This window comes from Ruegeria sp. CH10 (assembly GCF_056537125.1).
This window is the reverse complement of sequence record NZ_JBQFQY010000001.1, coordinates 603,767-623,244: the sequence shown is the minus strand read 5'-3', so window position 1 is coordinate 623,244 and position 19,478 is coordinate 603,767. Positions and strand designations below refer to the sequence as shown.

At 60.4% G+C, this 19,478-nt stretch carries 22 protein-coding genes and 1 tRNA gene; 12 read left to right on the top strand and 11 right to left on the bottom strand.

Features of this window, described 5'->3' with window-relative positions:
- The first annotated feature begins 8 nt into the window (after positions 1–8).
- Both ACRZ94_RS03090 and ACRZ94_RS03085 read left to right on the top strand, forming a co-directional pair.
- The gene (locus ACRZ94_RS03090) at positions 9–788 is read left to right on the top strand and encodes a type III pantothenate kinase (RefSeq protein ID WP_480650387.1); all 780 of its coding nucleotides are present in this window, start codon (positions 9–11) and stop codon (positions 786–788) included.
- Positions 785–2,452 (top strand): ribonuclease J, encoded by a 1,668-nt coding sequence (locus ACRZ94_RS03085; protein WP_480796640.1) that lies wholly within the window; start codon positions 785–787, stop codon positions 2,450–2,452. Before ACRZ94_RS03090 ends, ACRZ94_RS03085 begins: the two co-directional genes overlap by 4 nt.
- A 106-nt stretch (positions 2,453–2,558) precedes the next feature.
- On the opposite strand, the gene ACRZ94_RS03080 is transcribed toward ACRZ94_RS03085, so the two are convergent.
- Together ACRZ94_RS03080 and ACRZ94_RS03075 are read right to left on the bottom strand one after the other, a co-directional pair.
- Positions 2,559–3,257 carry an NUDIX hydrolase gene (locus ACRZ94_RS03080; protein ID WP_480650389.1) on the bottom strand — a complete coding sequence of 233 codons (699 nt, stop codon included), beginning with the start codon at positions 3,255–3,257 and terminating at the stop codon, positions 2,559–2,561.
- A 25-nt stretch (positions 3,258–3,282) separates the two neighbouring features.
- Positions 3,283–3,681: a DUF983 domain-containing protein gene (locus ACRZ94_RS03075; protein WP_480650390.1), complete on the bottom strand. Its 399-nt coding sequence runs from the start codon at positions 3,679–3,681 to the stop codon at positions 3,283–3,285.
- A gap of 200 nt (positions 3,682–3,881) precedes the next feature.
- On the opposite strand from ACRZ94_RS03075, the gene ACRZ94_RS03070 reads away from it, so the two are divergent.
- From ACRZ94_RS03070 to ACRZ94_RS03055, 4 genes are read left to right on the top strand one after another with little or no spacing between them, the layout of a single operon-like run.
- Positions 3,882–4,349, top strand: a complete 468-nt coding sequence (locus ACRZ94_RS03070) for an EF-hand domain-containing protein (protein WP_480650391.1) — start codon at positions 3,882–3,884, stop codon at positions 4,347–4,349.
- A 6-nt stretch (positions 4,350–4,355) separates the two neighbouring features.
- Positions 4,356–4,967 (top strand): RNA polymerase sigma factor, encoded by a 612-nt coding sequence (locus ACRZ94_RS03065; RefSeq protein WP_480650392.1) that lies wholly within the window; start codon positions 4,356–4,358, stop codon positions 4,965–4,967.
- Positions 4,960–5,310: a hypothetical protein gene (locus tag ACRZ94_RS03060; RefSeq protein WP_480650393.1), complete on the top strand. Its 351-nt coding sequence runs from the start codon at positions 4,960–4,962 to the stop codon at positions 5,308–5,310. The genes ACRZ94_RS03065 and ACRZ94_RS03060 overlap by 8 nt, the downstream gene beginning before the upstream one ends.
- Complete coding sequence (locus ACRZ94_RS03055; RefSeq protein WP_480796639.1) at positions 5,307–5,780, top strand: periplasmic heavy metal sensor; 474 nt, start codon at positions 5,307–5,309, stop codon at positions 5,778–5,780. Before ACRZ94_RS03060 ends, ACRZ94_RS03055 begins: the two co-directional genes overlap by 4 nt.
- 5 nt (positions 5,781–5,785) lie before the next feature.
- Here the strand turns inward: ACRZ94_RS03055 and ACRZ94_RS03050 are convergent, their stop codons facing one another.
- A complete protein-coding gene (locus ACRZ94_RS03050; RefSeq protein WP_480796638.1) occupies positions 5,786–7,186 on the bottom strand; it encodes a diguanylate cyclase in 1,401 nt (466 codons plus the stop codon).
- Between the two features lie 88 nt (positions 7,187–7,274).
- On the opposite strand from ACRZ94_RS03050, the gene ACRZ94_RS03045 reads away from it, so the two are divergent.
- The 5 genes from ACRZ94_RS03045 (at position 7,275) to ACRZ94_RS03025 (ending at position 11,649) form a co-directional block, all read left to right on the top strand.
- On the top strand, positions 7,275–7,559 hold the full coding sequence (locus ACRZ94_RS03045; RefSeq protein WP_480650396.1) for a DUF3572 domain-containing protein: 285 nt from the start codon (positions 7,275–7,277) through the stop codon (positions 7,557–7,559).
- Positions 7,560–7,586: 27 nt separating this feature from the next.
- The gene (locus tag ACRZ94_RS03040; RefSeq protein WP_480650397.1) at positions 7,587–8,279 is read left to right on the top strand and encodes an HAD family hydrolase; all 693 of its coding nucleotides are present in this window, start codon (positions 7,587–7,589) and stop codon (positions 8,277–8,279) included.
- Between the two features lie 119 nt (positions 8,280–8,398).
- On the top strand, positions 8,399–9,958 hold the full coding sequence (locus tag ACRZ94_RS03035) for a trimethylamine methyltransferase family protein (protein ID WP_480796637.1): 1,560 nt from the start codon (positions 8,399–8,401) through the stop codon (positions 9,956–9,958).
- A 108-nt stretch (positions 9,959–10,066) separates the two neighbouring features.
- Positions 10,067–10,654: a heme NO-binding domain-containing protein gene (locus ACRZ94_RS03030; protein WP_480650399.1), complete on the top strand. Its 588-nt coding sequence runs from the start codon at positions 10,067–10,069 to the stop codon at positions 10,652–10,654.
- Positions 10,651–11,649 (top strand): GGDEF domain-containing protein, encoded by a 999-nt coding sequence (locus ACRZ94_RS03025; protein WP_480650400.1) that lies wholly within the window; start codon positions 10,651–10,653, stop codon positions 11,647–11,649. The genes ACRZ94_RS03030 and ACRZ94_RS03025 overlap by 4 nt, the downstream gene beginning before the upstream one ends.
- A gap of 31 nt (positions 11,650–11,680) precedes the next feature.
- Here the strand turns inward: ACRZ94_RS03025 and ACRZ94_RS03020 are convergent, their stop codons facing one another.
- The 8 genes from ACRZ94_RS03020 to ACRZ94_RS02985 are packed head-to-tail and all read right to left on the bottom strand — an operon-like array spanning position 11,681 to position 19,097.
- A complete protein-coding gene (locus ACRZ94_RS03020) occupies positions 11,681–12,379 on the bottom strand; it encodes a CbiX/SirB N-terminal domain-containing protein (protein ID WP_480650401.1) in 699 nt (232 codons plus the stop codon).
- 59 nt (positions 12,380–12,438) lie between these two features.
- Complete coding sequence (locus tag ACRZ94_RS03015; protein ID WP_480650402.1) at positions 12,439–13,371, bottom strand: AEC family transporter; 933 nt, start codon at positions 13,369–13,371, stop codon at positions 12,439–12,441.
- A 42-nt stretch (positions 13,372–13,413) separates the two neighbouring features.
- Positions 13,414–14,211: an MBL fold metallo-hydrolase gene (locus ACRZ94_RS03010; RefSeq protein ID WP_480650403.1), complete on the bottom strand. Its 798-nt coding sequence runs from the start codon at positions 14,209–14,211 to the stop codon at positions 13,414–13,416.
- The gene (locus ACRZ94_RS03005; RefSeq protein WP_480650404.1) at positions 14,208–15,014 is read right to left on the bottom strand and encodes a TatD family hydrolase; all 807 of its coding nucleotides are present in this window, start codon (positions 15,012–15,014) and stop codon (positions 14,208–14,210) included. Before ACRZ94_RS03005 ends, ACRZ94_RS03010 begins: the two co-directional genes overlap by 4 nt.
- Positions 15,011–16,129, bottom strand: coding sequence for a DNA polymerase III subunit delta' (locus ACRZ94_RS03000; RefSeq protein ID WP_480650405.1), 1,119 nt, complete (start codon positions 16,127–16,129; stop codon positions 15,011–15,013). Before ACRZ94_RS03000 ends, ACRZ94_RS03005 begins: the two co-directional genes overlap by 4 nt.
- Before the next feature lie 10 nt (positions 16,130–16,139).
- Positions 16,140–16,757: a dTMP kinase gene (gene tmk, locus ACRZ94_RS02995; protein WP_480650406.1), complete on the bottom strand. Its 618-nt coding sequence runs from the start codon at positions 16,755–16,757 to the stop codon at positions 16,140–16,142.
- A complete protein-coding gene (locus tag ACRZ94_RS02990) occupies positions 16,754–17,920 on the bottom strand; it encodes a D-alanyl-D-alanine carboxypeptidase family protein (RefSeq protein ID WP_480650407.1) in 1,167 nt (388 codons plus the stop codon). The genes tmk and ACRZ94_RS02990 overlap by 4 nt, the downstream gene beginning before the upstream one ends.
- A gap of 16 nt (positions 17,921–17,936) precedes the next feature.
- Complete coding sequence (locus ACRZ94_RS02985) at positions 17,937–19,097, bottom strand: SPOR domain-containing protein (RefSeq protein WP_480650408.1); 1,161 nt, start codon at positions 19,095–19,097, stop codon at positions 17,937–17,939.
- Between the two features lie 204 nt (positions 19,098–19,301).
- Between ACRZ94_RS02985 and ACRZ94_RS02980 the strand changes: the two genes are divergently transcribed.
- Positions 19,302–19,391, top strand: a tRNA-Ser gene (locus tag ACRZ94_RS02980).
- Positions 19,392–19,478 lie beyond the last annotated feature (87 nt).

Sequence of the window (19,478 nt, the reverse complement as noted above, 5' to 3'; positions counted from 1 at the left end):
AGGCGCAGATGCTTCTGGCAATTGATTGCGGCAACACCAACACCGTGTTCTCGATCTGGGATGGCGAGAAATTTCTGTGCACCCTGCGGACCTCGACCCATCATTCGCGCACGGCGGATGCCTATTTCACCTGGTATTCAACGCTGGTGAAACATTACGGGATCGAGGCGGACATTACCGATGTGATCATCGCCTCGACCGTGCCGCGCGTGGTGTTCAACCTGCGTATCTTTGCAGACAGGTTCTTTGGCTGTCGCCCGCTTGTTGTGGGCAAACCCGATTGCCTGTTGCCGGTGCCGCCCCGCGTGGATGAGGGCACTGTTCCCGGCCCGGATCGTCTGGCCAATGCCGTTGCGGCGTTTGACCGGCATGGCGGTGATGTGGTTGTGGTGGATTTCGGCACGGCGACGAATTTCGATGTGGTTGCCTCGGACGGGGCCTATGTGGGGGGCATCATCGCGCCGGGTGTGAACCTCAGCCTTGAGGCGTTGCACCAAGGGGCGGCCGCGTTGCCGCATATCGACATCACCCGGCCGGAAAAAGTAATTGGCACAAATACGGTTGGCTGTATCCAATCCGGCGTGTATTGGGGCTATTCCGGATTGATCGAGGGGCTGATTGCCCGCATCAGGGCGGAATACGGCATGCCGATGAAAGTGGTTGGCACCGGCGGGCTTGCGCCTTTGTTCGATCAGGCGGATGTCGGGTTTGACGTGATCGAAGATGATCTGACGATGCACGGGCTGACCGTGATCCATCGCTATAACAAGGAAAATGGCTCAACATGAGCAGCGAACGACTGATCTATCTGCCGCTGGGCGGCGCCGGTGAAATTGGCATGAATGCCTATGTCTATGGCTATGGCAAGCCGGGGCAGGAGCGTCTGATCCTGGTGGATCTGGGCGTGACTTTCCCCGATATGGACACCACTCCGGGCGTTGATCTGATCTATGCGGATATTTCGTGGCTGCAAGAGCGCGCCGATCAGCTTGAGGCCGTGTTTGTCACTCACGCACATGAGGATCATGTGGGTGCAGTTGCGCATTGCTATGAGGCGTTGGGCGCGCCGATCTATGCGCGGGCGTTCACCGCGAATATCGCCCGCCGCAAGATGGAAGAACACGGCCACCCCGAGGATGCGGTACATACAGCCTCGGCCTGGCCCGAGCAAATCTTGGTCGGCCCGTTCAAGGTCGGGTTCCTGCCGGTGTCCCACTCGATCCCCGAAAGCGCCGCGCTGGTGATCGACACACCCGAAGGGCGGATCGTGCATTCAGGGGATTTCAAGCTGGACACCAACCCGGTGGTGGGTGAGCCCTTTGACCCCGATCTCTGGGCCGAAGTTGCCAAGCCCGGCGTCAAGGCGCTGGTGTGCGACAGTACCAACGTGTTCTCACCCCATGCTGGCCGTTCGGAATCCGAGGTCGGCCCCGAGATCACCAAGCTGGTCGAAAGCGCCGAGGGCATGGTTGTGGCGACAACCTTTGCATCGAACGTGGCGCGCGTGAAAACGCTGGCCGAGGCGGGCGAGCGGGCAGGGCGCTCAGTCGTGCTGCTGGGTCGGGCCATGCGGCGGATGATTGAGGCGGCAACGGAAACCGGCATCCTGTCCGACTTTCCCAAGGTTATTAGCGCCGAAGAAGCCGTGGAGCTGCCGCGCCAGAACCTGATGCTGATCGTGACCGGCAGCCAGGGTGAGCGTCGCGCCGCCAGTGCGCAACTGGCGCGGGGCAAATATCGCGGGATTGAGTTGAAAGAAGGCGATCTGTTCCTGTTTTCCTCCAAAACCATCCCCGGCAACGAACGCGGTGTGATTTTCATCATCAACCAACTCAGCGAAAAGGGCGTGGATGTGGTGGATGACAGCTCGGGCCGCTACCACGTGTCCGGCCACGCGAACCGCCCCGATCTTGAAAAGGTCCACGGTTTGATTAACCCACAGATCGTGATCCCGATGCATGGGGAGCATCGCCATCTGCGCGAGCATGTCAAACTGGCCGAGGCCGGTGGTCGCACCGGCGTTCTGGCGGTGAACGGCACGATGCTGGACCTGACGGGCAATGCGCCGAAAGTGACGGATTACGTTGAGACCGGGCGCACCTATCTCGATGGAACGGTCAAAGTCGGCGCGCTGGACGGGATCGTGCGGGATCGTATCCGCATGGCGCTGAACGGGCACGTGACGGTGACGGTCATTCTGGACGAGGAAAACGAGCCGCTGGGCGAGCCGTGGTGCGATACGATGGGCCTGTCCGAGATCGGCACCTCCAAGGCGGCATTGGTCGAGGTTTTGGAAGAAGACCTGAACCAGTTCCTGATGCGGGCGGATGCCAAGACCCTGCGCGATGATGACAAGCTGGAAGAGGCGATGCGCCGCATCGTGCGTCAGACGGCCCGGGCCGAGATCGGCAAAAAGCCCGAAGTCACAACAGTGATCAGCCGGATGAAGTGACGCCTAAAGCGTTTCGGATTTTACCTGAATCACTCTGTGACACGAATGTCCCGAGAACGCCGCAGGCGTGGCAGGGTATTCGTGTCTCAAGTTAAACCCGAACGCTTTAGTCAGCGTCTGGCATGGGATAGCCTTTGAGCTGGAGGAACAGGCTTTGTTCCTCTTTATGCAGATACATGGGCACTGTTTCCGGCGGTTCGGGGGTTGCGACCCGGGCCGCGACTTCGGCCAGCACCACTTCGGTGATGAACGGCAAGTCCAGATCGCGGGCGCGGTTCAGCGGAACCCATTGCAGATGCGATAGCTCATCCGAGGCGCGGCTGAAGTCGTCCAGATCGCCTTGGATCGCATCCGCATCCACCAGAAAGAACCGCGCGTCAAACCGACGGGGACGACCCGGAGGGGTCACGGCCCGGAACACGAATTGCAGCGCGTCTGCTGCCGGACGGAACCCCATTGACGCGAAACCCTGCCAGTCTTGAGGCGGGGTATCCCAAGTGCCGGGCAGGCCAAGGATCAGGCCGGTCTCTTCCCACAACTCTCGGATCGCGGCTGCGGCCAAGGCGTTTTCCAGCCCCGGTTCCGATCTTTCGCGCAACCGATCCTGACACAGCTGTGGCAGCGCGCTGGCCAGCGGAATGGCTGCGTCCTCGGCGTCGACCGCGCCACCGGGAAAGACGAATTTATTGGGCATGAACGCGGCTTTTGCGCCGCGCTGTCCCATCAGAATCGATGGATTAGTCTGACGGTCCCGTAAAACGATGACCGTCGCTGCGTTTCGTATCGCTGTTTTGTCTTCTGACATAGGTTGGTTGATCCGAATGTGCGGATCAGTCCGCCTTTTCAAAGCCATGCATGCGGCGCGCCCATTGATAGGCGACAACTGCGCCTTTCAATCGCGGCAGCAAAAACAGCGATAGCGCGGTACAGCCGATGGCGAAAATCAGGAACATGGTCATCGGTTCGGGGCGGAACTCGACATAGGTGACGTGCAGGGCCGGGGCCAGCAGGTGACCGACCAGCAAAATGGTCAGATAGGCCGGGCCATCGTCGGCGCGATGGTGGAACAGCTCTTGCCCGCAACTGTCGCAATTGTCACGGACCTTCAGATAGCCCTGCAAAACCTTGCCTTCGCCGCATTTCGGGCAGCGGCAGCGAAACCCTTTGACAAGGGCAGGCCATGTGGGCCGATCATCTTCGGCCGTGGTGTCGATCACTTGATCTGTCATTTTGAAACTCGCGCGTTTGATTGGTGCAGATAATGCGCCGGATTGGGCCTGTAGAAAAGGGGGGTGCGTCGCTTTGTGCCGCGATGCGCAGCAGCAGGGCGCAGAACTTTTTTCAGATTTTTGCGACGGAACGCGCCGCCCGGGCCGTTTTAAGATTTGTAAGACGCGGCGATGGGGCCGCTAAGCAAAGGAAAATCAACATGAAAAGCGCCAAATTCATTCCTGCCATCGTGATCTCGGCTGTTGCAATCACCGGAACCTCCGCTCTGGCTGCCGGGCCGAAAGATCGCGAACCTGTGAGCTTTCAGGAACTGGACGCAAATGCTGACGGTCAGGTGACGCAAGAGGAAATGGAAGCACATCGCAATCAGCGTTTCACCCAAGCCGATACCGATGGTGATGGCCAGTTGAGCGTCGACGAGATGCAGGCCGCCGCGCAGCAAAAAGCCAATGAGCGTGTGACGAAGATGTTCGAAAAACACGACGCCAACGAAGACGGTTTTCTGAGCGAAGACGAGTTGCCCAAACCCCGCCGCGCTGGCAAGATGTTTGACCGTATCGACGCGGATAACAACGGGACGATCTCAGAGCAGGAATATGCAGATGCCAAGGACCGGATGGGCCGCAAGCACAAGAAGCACAAAAAGTCGGACTCTGACGACAGCTGATGAAGGATGGAGGATCTGACCTCCCCCCTGCAAGAGGCCCGCGGCGTGTGCAACGTCGCGGGCGCGTCTGATGACGCGCTGCTGGGTCAGTTTGCCGAGGGCGATGCCGCCGCGGCGCGGGAATTGACCGAGCGGCTTGCACCCAGATGCCTGTCGGTGGCCATGCGGATGCTTGGCAACCGGGCCGAGGCCGAGGATGTGACGCAGGACGCGATGATGCGGCTGTGGCAGATGGCGCCGAACTGGGTGCCGGGGCAGGCCAAGGTGTCGACATGGCTGTATCGAGTGACGCTGAACCTGTGTGTGGACATTCAGCGCAAGAAACGGCCGGGTTGTCTGGATGATGTGCCTGAGCCCGAAGATGATCAGCTGAGCGCGGCGGATCGTTTACAAGAGGCCGCCAGACGGGATGCTTTGCAGGATGCGTTGGCGCAGTTGCCGGATCGCCAGAGACAGGCGGTCATATTGCGGCATATCGAGGAATTGCCCAACCCCGAGATCGCGGGGATTATGGGAGTTTCGACCGAAGCGGTGGAAAGCCTGACCGCACGTGGCAAACGGGCCCTGGCCGCCATTCTGGCCGGACGGCAACAAGAACTGGGGTATGACGATGGCTGAGAATGAAATGGACCTGGATCAGTTGTTTGCCCAGGCGCGGCAAGCCAGACCCGAGCTGCCGGATGATCTGGCAGTGCGCATTCAGACGGATGCCGAATCCGTGCGCTTGGATCGTTTGAAACCCCCGGCGCCGCAACGGTCGGTTTGGGGGCGGTTTTTGGACGGGCTTGGAGGCTGGCAGAGCATGGGTGGACTTGTTGCAGCCAGCGCAGCGGGGGTTTGGATTGGCTTTTCGGCTCCTGCCTTTTTGCCGGACCCGGCGACGATCTTTTATCCGCAGGACATCAGCTTTGTGACCGCTGATCTGGGTTTGGACACAACTTTTCTGGAGGACGCCGAATGAGCGATAGCACCAAACCCAAACGGCGGTGGGTGACGGTCTTGCTGGCCGTGTCGCTGGCGCTGAACCTGCTGATTGTTGGCGTTGCTCTGGGCACGGCCTATCGGGTCAAAGGGGGCGATCACGGTAAAGCCCCGCCCGGATTTGGCTCGGCGCTTTATAAGGCACTGCCGAAAGAGGACCGCAAGGCGCTGCGCAGTGAACTGTCAGACAGGCATGTCAGAGGCGCAAAAATGAGGTCGCAGGACTTTGCCGCGCTTGAGGCCGCCCTGCGGGCCGAACCGTTTGATCCCTTAGTGGTTGAGGCTTTGTTGCAGCAGCAGGCGCAATCCATGGCCGAGCTGCAAAACGCCTTGCAGGACGAATGGCTGGACCGGATCACCGCCATGTCAGATGCTGAGCGTCAGACCTATGCGGACCGGCTGCAAGAGGTGGTCAACCGCAGGAAACACGGGCGCAAGCACAAGGACTGACCGTCTCAGGCGGCGATCTGCTGTGCCCGGACCTGATTGCGCCCTGCTAATTTTGCGGCATAAAGCGCGCTATCGGCCGATTTGATTAATCTTTCCATCTGAGAAGGCTGGTAGGATCGCGCCGATGTGCCGGGGGTGATTGCGATTAACCCGATGCTGATCGTAATAGGGATCGTGTCGGTTGCGTCGGGCAGGTTAAATGGCTGCTCTCCAATGCAATCGCATAGGTTACGCGCCATTTTCAGAGCGTCGGCCTGTGTGGCTTCGGGCAAGCCGATCATGAACTCCTCACCTCCGATCCGGGCCACGAATCCTGCAGGCCCCAAGGCGGTTTTCATGCGCATGGCGGCCTCGGTCAGGACGCGGTCTCCGCCCATATGCCCAAAGGTATCGTTGATCGATTTGAAATGATCCAGATCAGCCAACATGATCGCAAAGCCTTTGCCGTTGCCTCTGGACTGCTGTGCAATGTGGTCAATCGCCCGCATGGCATAGCGGCGATTGTGCAACCCGGTCAAAGGGTCGACCCAAGAGTCGACCAACCCGCGCCGCAGCGAGGCGCGTAGCTGATCCTTTTGATTTTTCTGGGCAATCTGGCCTTTCAGCCGCAAAACAACCTCATCCGCGCAGAACCCGTCCAGGCAGACGGCATCAGCACCGCGATCCAGCGCCTCGGAAGCGGCCGCGGCGTTCTTGTCGGACAGTATTCCGATCAGGGCCGTGTGCCGTGTTGTGCTGCGGGATTTCAGGTCAGCCAGCATATTGAGGCTTGCCGCCCCGGCGTTGATTTCGAATACGATTGCGTCCGGCACTGGTCCAGACAGAATGTCCTGCAGGTTTGTCGCTGTGTGTACGATCAATTTATGCTCGGTCGTTTTGGTCATGGCGTTTTGCCAAAGCGCTCCGATGCGCGGCGTACTTGTCAGGACAGCCACACGCGCGGGTTTCGGCGGTGATATGGGGGCGGCACCATGTTCTGCAAAGCCGATGGGATGAGAACTGTTGCCAATGTGCAAATCCTGAGTCTCGGCGCGGGCACGCAGCAGGCTGCGCACGCGCGCCAACAGGAAGGTATCTTTGAAAGGATGCTCCAGAACGTCATCCAACCCGTCTGACAAGGCTTTCAACCGGGCGGCTTTGTCATTTTGCGCGGCAATCGCGACAACAGGCACCCCGGCCAGATCGGGGTTGGCCTGAACCAGCCTTTTGACATCCGCAGCCGTGCCGTCTGGCAGGCTTTGAGATGTCAGCACCAGATCAGGCTTGGACCGCCGCAACAAACCGGCAAGACCATGTAGGCGCTCGCCTTGCACCACGTGGTACCAGGCGGCCGTTAACTGGACCTTCAGCATAATGCGATTGGTAGAAGTCCCGTCCAGGACAAGGATCGTTCCCTGTACCGACATATCAGTCACCATTGATTGCATGCGTTGCCAAAGTGTTTATGAGTCTGGTTAACAAACCCTTTCCAAGACCTGATTTAGGGGCTTCTTTATGGCGCTCTCTGCCCAATCTGCCGAAACCCTGGCGCTGAAGGTGCTAAGCTGGCTGGTCGGTAACGATGAATTACTGCCTGTTTTTCTGGGGTCTACGGGCGCATCTGCCAGTGACCTGCGGGATCGGGCGGCTGAGCCCGAATTTCTGGGCTCGGTGCTGGAGTTTCTCATGATGGACGATTCGTGGGTGATTTCATTTTGCGATGCGAATGCTGTCGCTTACGACTTGCCGGGGCAGGCCCGCGCGGTGTTATCTGGCGGTGCCGACATCCACTGGACCTGAGCCGCCTTTCTTTATCAGGAGCACTTTATGCCCATCGACGCGATCCTGTTCGACAAGGACGGAACCTTATTTGATTTTGCCAATACCTGGGGCGCTTTTGGCCGCAACATGGTGTTGCGGTTGGCCGACGGTGATCCCGCGCGTGCAGCTGAGCTGGGACAGATCATCGGCTTCGATCTGGAGAGCGTGAGCTATTCTGCAGACAGCGTGGTCGTTGCGGGCACGGTCGAAGAAATCGCCGAGGCTCTGGCCCCGCATCTGCCGCATATGACGCAGGATGCGCTGGTCGGTGTGATGAACACCGAATCAGCCGCCGCGCCGCAGGCGCAGGCGGTGCCTTTGGTGCCGTTTCTGGAGGGGTTGCGGCAGACCGGGCTCAAGCTGGGTGTGGCGACGAATGATGGCGAAATGCCCGCGTTGCAGCATTTGGAGTCGGTCGGTATCCGGGATCATTTCGATTTTATTGCCGGGTATGACAGCGGGCATGGGTACAAGCCGGGTCCGGGCCAGCTGCTGGCCTTTGCATCCCATGTGGACGTATCGCCCGAGCGGATCGCTATGGTGGGTGACAGCTTGCATGATTTGCAGGCCGGGCGTGCCGCCGGTATGGCGACAATTGGTGTTTTGACGGGGATGGCCTCGGCCGAAGTGCTGGCGCCCATGGCCGATGTTGTGTTGCCGGATATTGGGCATATTCCCGGCTGGTTGGCAAAAAACTGACCGGATAAAGATAATTTTCGGCGCTTTGCGTTTGAAAACCGACATTTTCGGTCGCAGACAGAGCGGCCACGGCCGGACTTCGGGGCTTGCATGGGGATATGTAAGTGCCGGAGGACCACATGGCTGACAGAACATCACGCAGACGTCGCAGCGGAGGACGGGCCGGCGCGGCCGAGCGTCGAGGCACCGCAGTGATCGATCAGATGCCATGGAACCCTCCGGTCAATATCGACCGCCCGACCGAGCCGCTGGATCAGGCGGGGATCGAGGCGATTCACGAAGGGGCCATGCGCATCCTCGAAGAGATCGGGATCGAGTTCTACAACGAAGAGGCCATCGGTATCTTGCGCGAGGCCGGGTGCACGATTGATGGCGACAATGTTCGGATGGGCCGTGATTTCGTTATGGAAATGGTGGGTAAGGCCCCGTCCAGCTTCACCATCACGCCGCGCAACCCGGATCGAAAGATCGAAATCGGTGGACGCAACATCTTGTTCGGAAACGTGTCTTCGCCTCCGAACTATTGGGACCTGGAAACCGGCACCAAGGTGCCCGGCAATCGTGAGATGTGCCGGAACCTTTTGAAGCTGACCCAGTATTTCAACTGCATTCACTTTGCCGGGGGCTATCCGGTTGAGCCGGTCGATCTCCATGCCAGCATCCGCCATCTGGATGTTCTGTATGACAAGTTGACGCTGACGGATAAGGCGATGCATGCCTATTCGCTGGGCAAAGAGCGTGTCGAAGACGTGATGGAGATGGTGCGCATCGCCGGTGGTCTGAGTCACGAAGAGTTCGAGGCCACGCCGCGGATGTATACCAACATCAACTCCACCTCGCCGCTAAAGCATGACCATCCGATGATTGATGGATGTTTGCGTTTGGCGCGACGGGGACAGGCGATTGTGGTCACGCCCTTCACGCTGGCCGGGGCCATGGCGCCTGTGACAATGGCCGGGGCGGTGGCGCAATCGCTGGCCGAGGCGCTGTGCGCGATTGCCCTGTTCCAATATGTGCGTCCGGGCATCCCTTGCGTGATCGGGACATTCACCTCGAACGTCGACATGAAATCCGGCGCGCCTGCTTTTGGAACGCCCGAATACATGCGTTCAACCCAGATGACCGGGCAGATGGCGCGGCATTACGGCCTGCCCATGCGGTCTTCGGGCGTATGCGCGGCGAATGTCCCTGACGGGCAGTCGGTGTGGGAGACATCGAACTCGCTCTGGGCTGCTGTTCAGTCCGGCACCAATGTGGTTTACCACGCCGCCGGATGGCTTGAGGGCGGGCTGATCGCCAGCCCCGAAAAATTCATCATGGATTGTGAAATATTGCAGCAAATCCAACGCTATATGCAGCCTGAAATTACTGCCACGGGTCCGGATGAGATCGCGCTGGATGCCATTCGAGCGGTTGGAAATGACGGTCATTTCTTTGGCATTCAGCACACGCAGGACCGGTACACCACCGCCTTCTACCAGCCCTTCCTCAGCGATTGGAGGAACTATGAGGGTTGGAACGTTGCGGGCGGTATCTGGACGCCGCAACGTGCGCACAACATGTTCAAAGAGATCATCACCAGTTTCGAACCGCCCGCGATGGATGACGGGATTCGCGAGGAACTGGCCGATTTTGTCGCCAGACGTAAGGCCGAAGGGGGCGCTCCGACGGATTTCTAGGGCGTCGAAGCCGTCTTTTGGGCGTGTCGGCCTTTGGCTGCGATGATCTTGGGACTTTGTTAAGGATTGTCGGGCCAGATTTGGTGTGAAACCAATCTGAGGCATCTTATGCATGGTCTGATCAATCGGGCTCTACAGTCATTTGTCTGTGCGACCTATGGGCAATCGTGCTGGCTGCGTGTGACTGAGGCGGCAGATTTGGGCTTTGTCGAGTTCGAGGCGATGTTGGTCTATGACGACGATCTAACCGGGCAGGTCATGGACGCACTGTGCACGCATCTGAACCGGCCCCGTGCTGAAATCCTCGAAGACTTGGGGACTTATCTGGTCTCACACCCGAATATGGAGGATTTGCGCCGCCTGCTGCGCTTTGGCGGTGTGACCTATGTTGAGTTTTTGCATTCCCTCGATGACTTGTCCGACCGTGTCCGCCTGGCGGTGTCGGATCTGACACTGCCGATGCTTGAGCTGCTGGAGGTCAGGCCGACGGAATACCAGTTGCTCTGCCATCCCGGCCTGCCGGGCTATTCCATTGTAATGGTTGGGGTTTTGCGCGCCATGGCGGATGACTACGGCGCTTTGGCCATCCTGTCCCATGACGGGCAAGAGGGGGAGGCCGAAGTGATCTCGGTCGTTCTTGTGGAAAGCGCCTTTGCCGAAGGGCGCCATTTCGATCTGGGGGCACGGAAATCATGATGGAAACCTGCGAACTGGCAGCTTTGCTGGATACGCTGTGCCCGATGTATGTTCTGGTCGATGAAAGCGGGCAGATCACACGGGTGGGGCCGACCCTGCAAAAACTGCGCCCCGACCAGCCACTGGCGGGCCAAAAGTTCCTGAATGTATTCGAACTGGTTCGTCCCCGCGCGGTAACGACGCTTTCGGCGCTGTCATCTCTGGCAGGGGCGAAACTGCACCTGAAATTTCGGGATACACCGCGTACCGCGCTCAAGGGGCTGATTGCGCCTTTGCCCAATGGAAGGGGGGCGGTTATCAACCTGTCTTTCGGTATCTCGATCCTGGATGCGGTGCGCGATTACGCCCTGACCAGTGCCGATTTCTCGGGCACCGACCTCGCGATTGAGCTTTTGTATCTGGTCGAGGCCAAATCCGCCGCGATGGAGGCGTCGCGTTCGTTGAACCTGCGGTTGCAGGGGGCGATGCTGGCGGCCGAGGAACAAGCGGTTACCGATACACTGACCGGGCTCAAGAACCGGCGGGCAATGGATGTTTTGCTGGGGCATCTTGTGGCGGGCAATGCGCCCTTTGCGCTGATGCATATGGATTTGGATTTTTTCAAATCGGTCAACGATCAATATGGGCATGCGGCAGGGGATTACGTGTTGCAGCAGGCGGCGCGCATCATGGTCGAAGAAACGCGCAGCGATGATACCGTTGCGCGTGTCGGCGGGGATGAGTTTGTCATTATCTTCAAGGGATTATCCGACAAGAACGTGCTGTCGGCAATCGCGTCGCGCCTGATCAAACGGCTTCAGATACCCATGGTGTACAAGGGGCAGACCTGCCAGATTTCTGCAAGCATCGGCTCGGCGTTGTCTCCTCAGTTTCCATCCCTGAAACCCGCCGAAATCCTTAACGCGTCCGATCAGGCGTTGTATGAGGCCAAACGGGCAGGCAGGTCGCGCCATTGCCTCTATTCGGACCTGATCGGGAAACAACACAGCGCGTGACGGCATGGCGCCACGCGTGTCCTGCTGAGTGTCAGGCCCCCTCGAACACGCGCGAGAGGGTGTTGGCAATGTGATGACGGGTTCGGGTCAGCTCACCCACAACTGGCAGGGCCTGTCCTTTGAATGCGGCGGCCTTCAGCTCTTGAGGGACGTCCTCAAGCACATGGCCGCCAGTGCATGCAAAGAAGGGCAGGCACAGGGATTGGGCAGACAGGTCTGCGGCGGCCTCGGCAATGGAAGGGGTTTCCTCGACAAAACCGGGGCGGATGGAGCGGAACGGCAGATGCTGGGCGATGGCTTCGGCGAACTGATACACGACCGTCGACGGGTTGCGGCTGCGCCCGGAACCGTGGGCCGCCAGAACCAGATCAGTATCTTGCGCCTGCCAGTTCTTCTGCGCCAACTCGTCGCTCAGGGCGGCTGAAACCAGGTCCGGAAGGTCGGGATCAACGCCCAGAGGATCCAGAATCCGCAGCTCTCTGCCCGCCAGCCGTTTTGGCAGGGCGCTGGTCACGAACCATCCCTTGGCCATGAACAGCGGGTAAATGACGGCGTCATCCGGCAGTTCGGACACGCGGTGTTCGAACATGCCCGGCGCGGCCAGAGTCGCCGATCTGACGGTCACACCATTGCACAGTTTGTCCACCTCATCCGCATAGGCGGCCAGCGATTGCTCGGCGGGCGCGGGGGCTGAGGGTTGGCCGTGGGCAACGATAAGGGCGTGGGGCATTCTGTTGGTCCTGTCTGCTTTCCCGATAGGTGTTGTTCAGACGGGCAAAGTCAATCCAATCAGCCCAAAACTGTCAGCCAGAACCACACGGACAGGATCGACACAGCCGTTCCCACCAGCACGGATGAGGCTGCGACCCGTTTGGCGTGACCATACATGTTGGCAAAGATATAGGCATTGAACCCGGGCGCCATCGCAGCCGTCAGAATGCCCGAGCGAAACAGGTCCTGTGGCAGGCCCGCCGTTGTGCCGAACAGCCACACAAGGCCCGGATGCAGCATTAGCGCGATGGCGCAGACAAAGGCAATTGCGCGCAGGTCGCCTTCGGGCTTGTATTTGACCAGCACCCCGCCCAATGCAAACAGCGCGCCGGGCAGGGCCGCGCGTGTGATCAGCGCCAGGGCGTCGTCGACGACATTGGGTACTCCGACCCCCGACAGGTTGACCGCAAAGCCCAGTGCGATGCCAAGGATCAGCGCATTTCGAAACATCGCCGACAGAACCGAGCGTAGCATCCGCGCGCCGCCATTGCCGCGATTGCGCACAACCTCCATCACGGTGATACCGACGCCATAGCAAAACGGGGCGTGGAAGGCGATGATGGCATAATTGCCCGCCAAACTCTCGGGGCCATAGGCGCGTTCCGTGATCGGCAGGCCCAGCAGGACCGAGTTTGAGAACAGGCAGCAGAAGCCGATGGCGACGCAATCTTCCCATTCGCGACCAAAGATCAAACGGGCACCGAACAGACCCGCGGTGAAACACAGGCCCGCCGCGATGTAGAAACTGGCCAGCAGACGCGGATCAAAGCTGGCGCTCAGGTCCAGATGCGCGATGGCCATAAACAGCAGGCAGGGGATGGCAAAGCCTTGGGTGAATTTCATCAGCCCATCGATATGGGCCTCTTTGAAATACCCCAGCGCCGTGGCTGTGTATCCGGCTCCGATGACCAGAAAGACCGGCAGGATGACATCAATCAGGCTCTGCAGCATCTAGCCACCCCTGGGGGATATGAAGGGCAGCACGCGCAGAGGTTACAGTGCCTGATGGATCACCAGACCATCATAGGCTGGGGTGACATGTTCAGGGGTCTCTGCCTCAACCGTGGCATAGTCCAGATCGATATGCATGTTGGTCAGAACAGCACGTTTGGGCTGCAGCTGATCGATCCAGCCCAGCGTCTTTTCCAGATGCGAATGGGTGGGGTGGGGCGTTCGGCGCAGGGCGTCGATGACAAGGCAATCCAACCCCTCCAATAGCGGCCATGCGTCGTCGTAAATCTCGGCAACATCGGGAAGATAGACCAACTTGCCGATCCGGAACCCAAGTGCGTCGATCGTGCCGTGGTTCACCTTGATAGGATGCAAAGGGATCGCGCCTCCAGGGCCGTCGATTTCAAACGGGCCGTCAATGGTCTTGAGGTCCAGGATCGGCGGGTAAGGAGAGCTGTCGGGCTGGATGAACGCGTATCCGAACCGACCCAGCAGATCGTTCTGCGTGTCTCCGTCGGCCCAGACAGGAACGCGGGTTTTCATGTTGAACACGATCATGCGCAGGTCGTCGATGCCGTGCACATGGTCCGCGTGGGAATGGGTATAGACCACCCCGTCCAGCCGCCCGGTGCCCGTACTCAGCAACTGGCTGCGCATGTCGGGGGTGGTGTCGATCAGGACCGAGGTTGTGCCGTCCGGCCCGTCGCGTTCCACCAGCATGGAGCAACGGCGGCGGATGTTTCGGGGGTTTTCGGGATCACAATCGCCCCAATGCCCGCCCAGCCGCGGAACGCCGCCAGAGGACCCGCAGCCAAGGATGGAGCAGCGCAGCTGGGTCATGCAGCTGCCTTGTAGGTCGCGGCCTTGGTGAAAAGCCGGTCGAAATTGGCCTGCGTCTGGGCGGCGAAATCGGCGTAGTCCATGCCAAAGACCTCGGCCCCTTTGCGGGCGGTGTGGGCGGTATAGGCGGGTTCGTTCCGTTTGCCGCGATAGGGCGGCGGGGCCAGATAGGGGGCGTCGGTTTCCACCAGAACGCGGTCAACGGGCGCGGTGGCGAAGATGTCGCGCAGCTCCTGGCTTTTGGGGAAGGCGGCGATGCCGGACATCGACAGGTAAAAGCCCAAATCCAACGCAGCCTTGGCCAGCGCAGCCGAAGATGAAAAGCAGTGCATCACGCAGGAATAGGGTGCGTTGCGGTGTTCCTCGGCCAGAATGCGGGCCATGTCGTCATCGGCGGCGCGGGCATGGATGATCAGGGGCAGACCCGTGCGCTGGGCGGCCTCGATATGGATGCGCAGGGATTGCTTTTGAACCTCGGCGCTGTCGGCGGTGTAGTGATAGTCCAGCCCGGTTTCGCCGATGCCCACGAATTTGGGGTGTTGGGACAGCGCCACCAGCCCGTCAACGCTGGCCATCGGTTCATCCGCCGCGCTCATGGGATGCGTTCCGGCGGCGTAGAAGACGGGTGCGTGGGCCTCGGCAATGGCGCGGACGCTGGGTTCGTTGCGCAGGCGCGTGCAGATCGTGACCATGCGGGTGACGCCCGCCTCAGCCGCGTTGGCGACGATCTGGTCCAGTTGGCCTTCGAAATCGGGGAAGTCCAGATGGCAATGGCTGTCGGTAATCTGGGGGGTATCGCTCATCTGCTCTGACCGGCGGTTTCCTGTATCTTGAACACCGTATCTAGGACCAGAGCGGCAGGGTCAAGGTTCACCGCCTGACCATGGCGTGCGCGGGCTGTGATTGTCGCCGCAACCTCGGCCCACCGGCGCGCTTGTTGCGGGGACGCGGACAGGCGGGCCAGCGTTTCCGCCTCATGCGGGGCGGCCTCGGGCGCGGGGGGGGTGCCGGTTGCGCCGGTCAGGGCCAGACGCGACAGGGCCACGTCGATTAGGGTCAGCAGCAGTTCAAACCGCTCAGCCGCGCCGCGTTGCGCGGCGGCTTCGGCCAGTGCAAGTGCGCGCTGACGGTCCATCCGGGGCAGGGTGCCCAGAATAGCGATCAGTTCCGCGTAAATCTCTAGCCCGCCCAGATTGATCAGCCGCACCGCATCGCCCACGGACCCGGCGGCCAAAGCGGCCAGATGATCGGTTTGCGCTGGCATTTCGGCCCCGGTTTGGGACAGGGCGGCCTGCATATCCTCGGGCCCCAGCGGCGACAGCCGCAGGGTTCGGCAGCGCGAGCGGATCGTCGGCAACAGGCGCGATGGCTGATGCGAGACCAGCAGCAAAGTCGTGCGGGCAGGCGGCTCTTCGAGCATTTTCAGCAGGGCGTTGGCCGCGCTCACGTTCATTTCATCTGCCGAGTCGACGATGACCACACGTCGCCCGCCATCCGCCGAGGACAGGCCGAAGAACTTGCCCAGCTTGCGGATGTCATCCACCACGATCTCATTCCGCAGCCGTCCCTGATCGTTCACCGAGCGGGTGATGGCGGCCAGCCCCGGCTCGGCCCCGGCGAGAATGCGGTGGGCGACCGGGTGGTCGGGGTCAATCGCCAGTGTTTCGGGGGGCGGTGGGGCACCGAACAGCCCATCCTCAGCCGGAGGTGTCGCCAGCAGGAACCGGGCGATCCGCCAGGCCAGCGTTGCCTTGCCCACCCCGCGCGGGCCGGTCAGAAGCCAGCCGTGATGCAGCCGGTCCGAGGTATAGGCGCCAAGGAACGCCTGCTCGGCCTCGGTCTGGCCAAACAGCTGTTGGGTTTCACGCGGGTGCGGGGCTCCGGGGGCCTGATCCGGGGTAGGGGTGTCGTCGCTCATCTATCGTCTGTCACAAGGATTGCAGAACGATATCTGTCACATCCTGTGCAACGCTGTCCATGTCCCGATTGCCATCGATCACGCGGAACCGGCCCGGGAATTCGTCCGCCAGCGCCAGAAAACCCGCGCGCATCTTTTCCTGAAGGTCGATGCCGAAATCTTCGAACCGTTCTTCGGTGCCCTGTCGGCCTTTGGCGCGGGCCAGCCCGAGCTTGGGGTCCATGTCGATCAGCACCGTCAGATCAGGTTCGCGTCCGATCATCAACTCGTGCAACTGATCGACCACCCCGCGCAGATTGCCGCGTGACAGGCCCTGATACATGCGGGTGCTGTCGGCAAAACGGTCACAGATCACCACCTTGCCCGCGGCCAAGGCGGGTTCAATCGTGCGCTCCAGATGATCGCGGCGGGCGGCGGTGAACAGCAAGAGCTCGGTCTCGGCCGACCAGCGATCCGGGTCGCCCTCAAGAACCAGACGGCGGATTTCTTCTGCCCCGGCAGATCCGCCGGGCTCGCGGGTCAGAACAACCTCGTGGCCCAGATCACGCAAATGGTCCGCAAGCCTGCGTGCCTGCGAGGATTTGCCTGATCCGTCAATGCCTTCGAAGGTCAGAAACACTCCGGTCACAAGGCGTCCAGCGGATTGCCGATCACGTCGGTCAGGACGATACCGCCCACGGTCATCATGCGCACGACAAAGCCGCCGGCGGGCACGCTTTCCGCGGCGACCAGAGGGCGGCGGATTTCGGGCAAACCCTCGGGCTTGATTACCAGTTCGGCCAGTTGCTGGCCTTTTTCGACCGGCGCATTGATGGGGCCATCATACACAACCTCGGCCTCGACATTCTTGTCACCAAGAACCGGGAACAGCAGCGACAGATCCTCTTGGGGAACAAGGTCCACGGTCTTTTGTGCGCCCATCCAGATTTTGGCCTGCGCTATTGGCGTGTCCGCGTTGGCAACTGTCCTCTCGACAAAATTTCGAAACGACCAGTTAACCACGGCCTCAGCCTCCTCTGCGCGCTGGCCGGTGCTGTCCAGCCCGGTCAGAACGAAGATCACCCGGCGGTCGCCCTGTTTGGCGGATCCGACCAGACCATAGCCTGCCTCTTGCGTGTGGCCGGTTTTCAGACCGTCCGCCCCGATCCCAAGCCGCAGCAACGGGTTGCGGTTGCGTTTGTTTGACGGCGCGCGGCCATCAAACTCGAACTCTTCCTCGGCAAACAGAGGATAATATTCCGGGAAATCCGAAATCAGACGGTCTGCCAGCACGGCCAGATCATGGACCGACATCATATGGCCTGCGGCGGGCCAACCGTTGGAGTTGGCAAAGTTTGAAGCGTTCATGCCCAATTGCTTGGCGCGTTGGGTCATGTAGCGGGCAAACCCGGCCTCGGTTCCATCCGGGCTGAGCGCCTCGGCGATCACCACGCAGGCGTCATTGCCTGATAGAACGATAATGCCGCGCAGCAGATCCTCGACCGAGACACGATCCTGTGTGTTCAGGAACATGGTCGATCCGCCATAGCTCATCGCATGTTCGGACACGGGCAGGGTTTCATTCAGTGTCAGACGGCCATCGCGCAGCGCCTCAAACGCTACATAGAGCGTCATCAGTTTTGACATCGATGCGGGTGGAAGGGGCTGGTCTGCATCTTTCGATAACAGAACGGTTCCTGTTGTCTGATCGATCACATAGGCCGCGCGGGCCTGCGTATCAAAGGCGTGAACGGGAAGGGCAAACAGCGCCAGCCCGAGGGTCAAAACAGATGATCGCAATGAGGACAGCATGGCGGCCTCCTTTGTTTCAGTTTTTGACAGTGAACGCGTCGCTAAAGCCCAGGTCTTTGACGTCGCTCTGGATGGCGTTGCGTTCGGCGCGGGTTTGGGCCGGGCCGACAAGCACGCGCCAGACTGTTTTATCGTCGGTCTTCAACTCACGAATGCTGGCGGAAAGTCCGTTGCGTTCAATCTTTGAGACCGCGCTTTGGGCGTTGGCTTCGACGTTGAAGGTGCCCACTTGCACAAAGGGTTTGGTCAGCCCGCGCTGCGCCGTCCCTTCGGTGGCCGCAGCCGTGGCCGCGACCGGAGTGGGTTCCGCTGCTTCAATAGCCGCCGCGGCCCCTTCGATGGGATCGAGGGGTGTTTCCGTGATCGCGTCGGGTTCTTTCTTTTGCCACCATTTGCGTTTCGCTGGCTTTTCTTCGGGTGGGGTGACTTCGGGGTCGGTCAGCGTGGGGGCTGGCGCCGCCTGAGCCGCCGTTTCCGTCACCTCTTCGACCGCCTCAGCTGCGGTGTCAGTTGCGGCGGCTGTGGCTGCAGTAGCAGCGCCCGCTGCAGCAGCGGTTTCCTTCTTTTGCCACCATTTCCGCTTGGCGGGTTGTTCGGTCTCTGCTGTGTCTGCCGGGGCATCGGCCTGCTGCGCAGTATCTGCCGGTTTTTCCTCGGCCACCTCGGTCTGCGGTGTTTCTTCGGGCTCGGGCGCTGTCTCTTCAACCGGTTTACGTCGCAGGGCCGTGACCTGAACCTGTGTCGGCGCACCGGGCAGGATACCCAGCTTTTCAGCTGCCTCTGACGAAAGCTGCAGCGCAGGTCCGGGCAGATCCCGTTCGCGACGGAACAAGGCGCCCGTCGTGGATTTGTTGTTTTTGGGGTTCTTGATCACCACACGCTCGGGCTTGGTGACGTCCGGATGGGCGACCCATGTCCCGCCCAGCGAGGGGCGACCGTCCCAAAGGCCAGCCTCAACCGTGTTGAAGGCTTCTGGTGCCTCAACGGTTTCACCCTTGTCGCTGTTGTAGCCGGGGAACAGTTCAATGGGTTCGTTGGCCTGCGCGGCAATATCCGCGCCGTCCGTGGTTGCCTGATCTGTCGACAGGGCCTCTTCACATCCGGACAGCGCTGCCAATGCAACGAACAGCACCGCTAATGATCGCGGGTTTGCGCGTGTCTCAGTCGCTCGTTTCATTTCGTCATCCCTTGCCTGAAGGGGGGTGCGTTTTACCTTGCCCCCGCCGCCAATCGCCGGTTCTGTTTTGCCGGTCTATTGCGGTCCTCGTGGAAACAATAACGCGAGCGAAGTGTCATGGAAAGACCGCTGCGCCTGCTTAGGCGAGATTTCCCTATTTGCTCTTGCCACCGTTTCAACTTGGCCTTAGACCCGGCCCCACGCGGGGAGGTGGCAGAGTGGTCGAATGCGGCGGTCTTGAAAACCGTTGGGCGTGAGAGCGTCCCCAGGGTTCGAATCCCTGTCTCCCCGCCACTTCATGAAATTACCGCTCCCGTGCCAGTTTGGCCTTGCTTGCAACGCCCAACAGATGGCGGTCACCCGATCCATGCTCCGCAAGGT

Excerpts from the sequence above, each read along its gene's own strand:
- ACRZ94_RS03085 (WP_480796640.1), top strand. The coding sequence starts at position 785 with ATGAGCAGCGAACGACTGATCTATCTGCCGCTGGGCGGCGCCGGTGAA.
- ACRZ94_RS03015 (WP_480650402.1), bottom strand. The coding sequence starts at position 13,371 with ATGCTGCAGAGCCTGATTGATGTCATCCTGCCGGTCTTTCTGGTCATC.
- ACRZ94_RS03045 (WP_480650396.1), top strand. The coding sequence starts at position 7,275 with ATGGCGCTCTCTGCCCAATCTGCCGAAACCCTGGCGCTGAAGGTGCTA.
- ACRZ94_RS03070 (WP_480650391.1), top strand. The coding sequence starts at position 3,882 with ATGAAAAGCGCCAAATTCATTCCTGCCATCGTGATCTCGGCTGTTGCA.
- ACRZ94_RS03065 (WP_480650392.1), top strand. The coding sequence starts at position 4,356 with ATGGAGGATCTGACCTCCCCCCTGCAAGAGGCCCGCGGCGTGTGCAAC.
- ACRZ94_RS03010 (WP_480650403.1), bottom strand. The coding sequence starts at position 14,211 with ATGACCCAGCTGCGCTGCTCCATCCTTGGCTGCGGGTCCTCTGGCGGC.
- ACRZ94_RS02990 (WP_480650407.1), bottom strand. The coding sequence starts at position 17,920 with ATGCTGTCCTCATTGCGATCATCTGTTTTGACCCTCGGGCTGGCGCTG.
- ACRZ94_RS03000 (WP_480650405.1), bottom strand. The coding sequence starts at position 16,129 with ATGAGCGACGACACCCCTACCCCGGATCAGGCCCCCGGAGCCCCGCAC.
- ACRZ94_RS03050 (WP_480796638.1), bottom strand. The coding sequence starts at position 7,186 with ATGTCGGTACAGGGAACGATCCTTGTCCTGGACGGGACTTCTACCAAT.
- ACRZ94_RS02985 (WP_480650408.1), bottom strand. The coding sequence starts at position 19,097 with ATGAAACGAGCGACTGAGACACGCGCAAACCCGCGATCATTAGCGGTG.
- ACRZ94_RS03025 (WP_480650400.1), top strand. The coding sequence starts at position 10,651 with ATGATGGAAACCTGCGAACTGGCAGCTTTGCTGGATACGCTGTGCCCG.
- ACRZ94_RS03005 (WP_480650404.1), bottom strand. The coding sequence starts at position 15,014 with ATGAGCGATACCCCCCAGATTACCGACAGCCATTGCCATCTGGACTTC.
- ACRZ94_RS03060 (WP_480650393.1), top strand. The coding sequence starts at position 4,960 with ATGGCTGAGAATGAAATGGACCTGGATCAGTTGTTTGCCCAGGCGCGG.
- ACRZ94_RS03040 (WP_480650397.1), top strand. The coding sequence starts at position 7,587 with ATGCCCATCGACGCGATCCTGTTCGACAAGGACGGAACCTTATTTGAT.
- ACRZ94_RS03035 (WP_480796637.1), top strand. The coding sequence starts at position 8,399 with ATGGCTGACAGAACATCACGCAGACGTCGCAGCGGAGGACGGGCCGGC.
- ACRZ94_RS03075 (WP_480650390.1), bottom strand. The coding sequence starts at position 3,681 with ATGACAGATCAAGTGATCGACACCACGGCCGAAGATGATCGGCCCACA.
- ACRZ94_RS03030 (WP_480650399.1), top strand. The coding sequence starts at position 10,067 with ATGCATGGTCTGATCAATCGGGCTCTACAGTCATTTGTCTGTGCGACC.
- ACRZ94_RS03090 (WP_480650387.1), top strand. The coding sequence starts at position 9 with ATGCTTCTGGCAATTGATTGCGGCAACACCAACACCGTGTTCTCGATC.
- ACRZ94_RS03080 (WP_480650389.1), bottom strand. The coding sequence starts at position 3,257 with ATGTCAGAAGACAAAACAGCGATACGAAACGCAGCGACGGTCATCGTT.
- ACRZ94_RS03020 (WP_480650401.1), bottom strand. The coding sequence starts at position 12,379 with ATGCCCCACGCCCTTATCGTTGCCCACGGCCAACCCTCAGCCCCCGCG.
- ACRZ94_RS03055 (WP_480796639.1), top strand. The coding sequence starts at position 5,307 with ATGAGCGATAGCACCAAACCCAAACGGCGGTGGGTGACGGTCTTGCTG.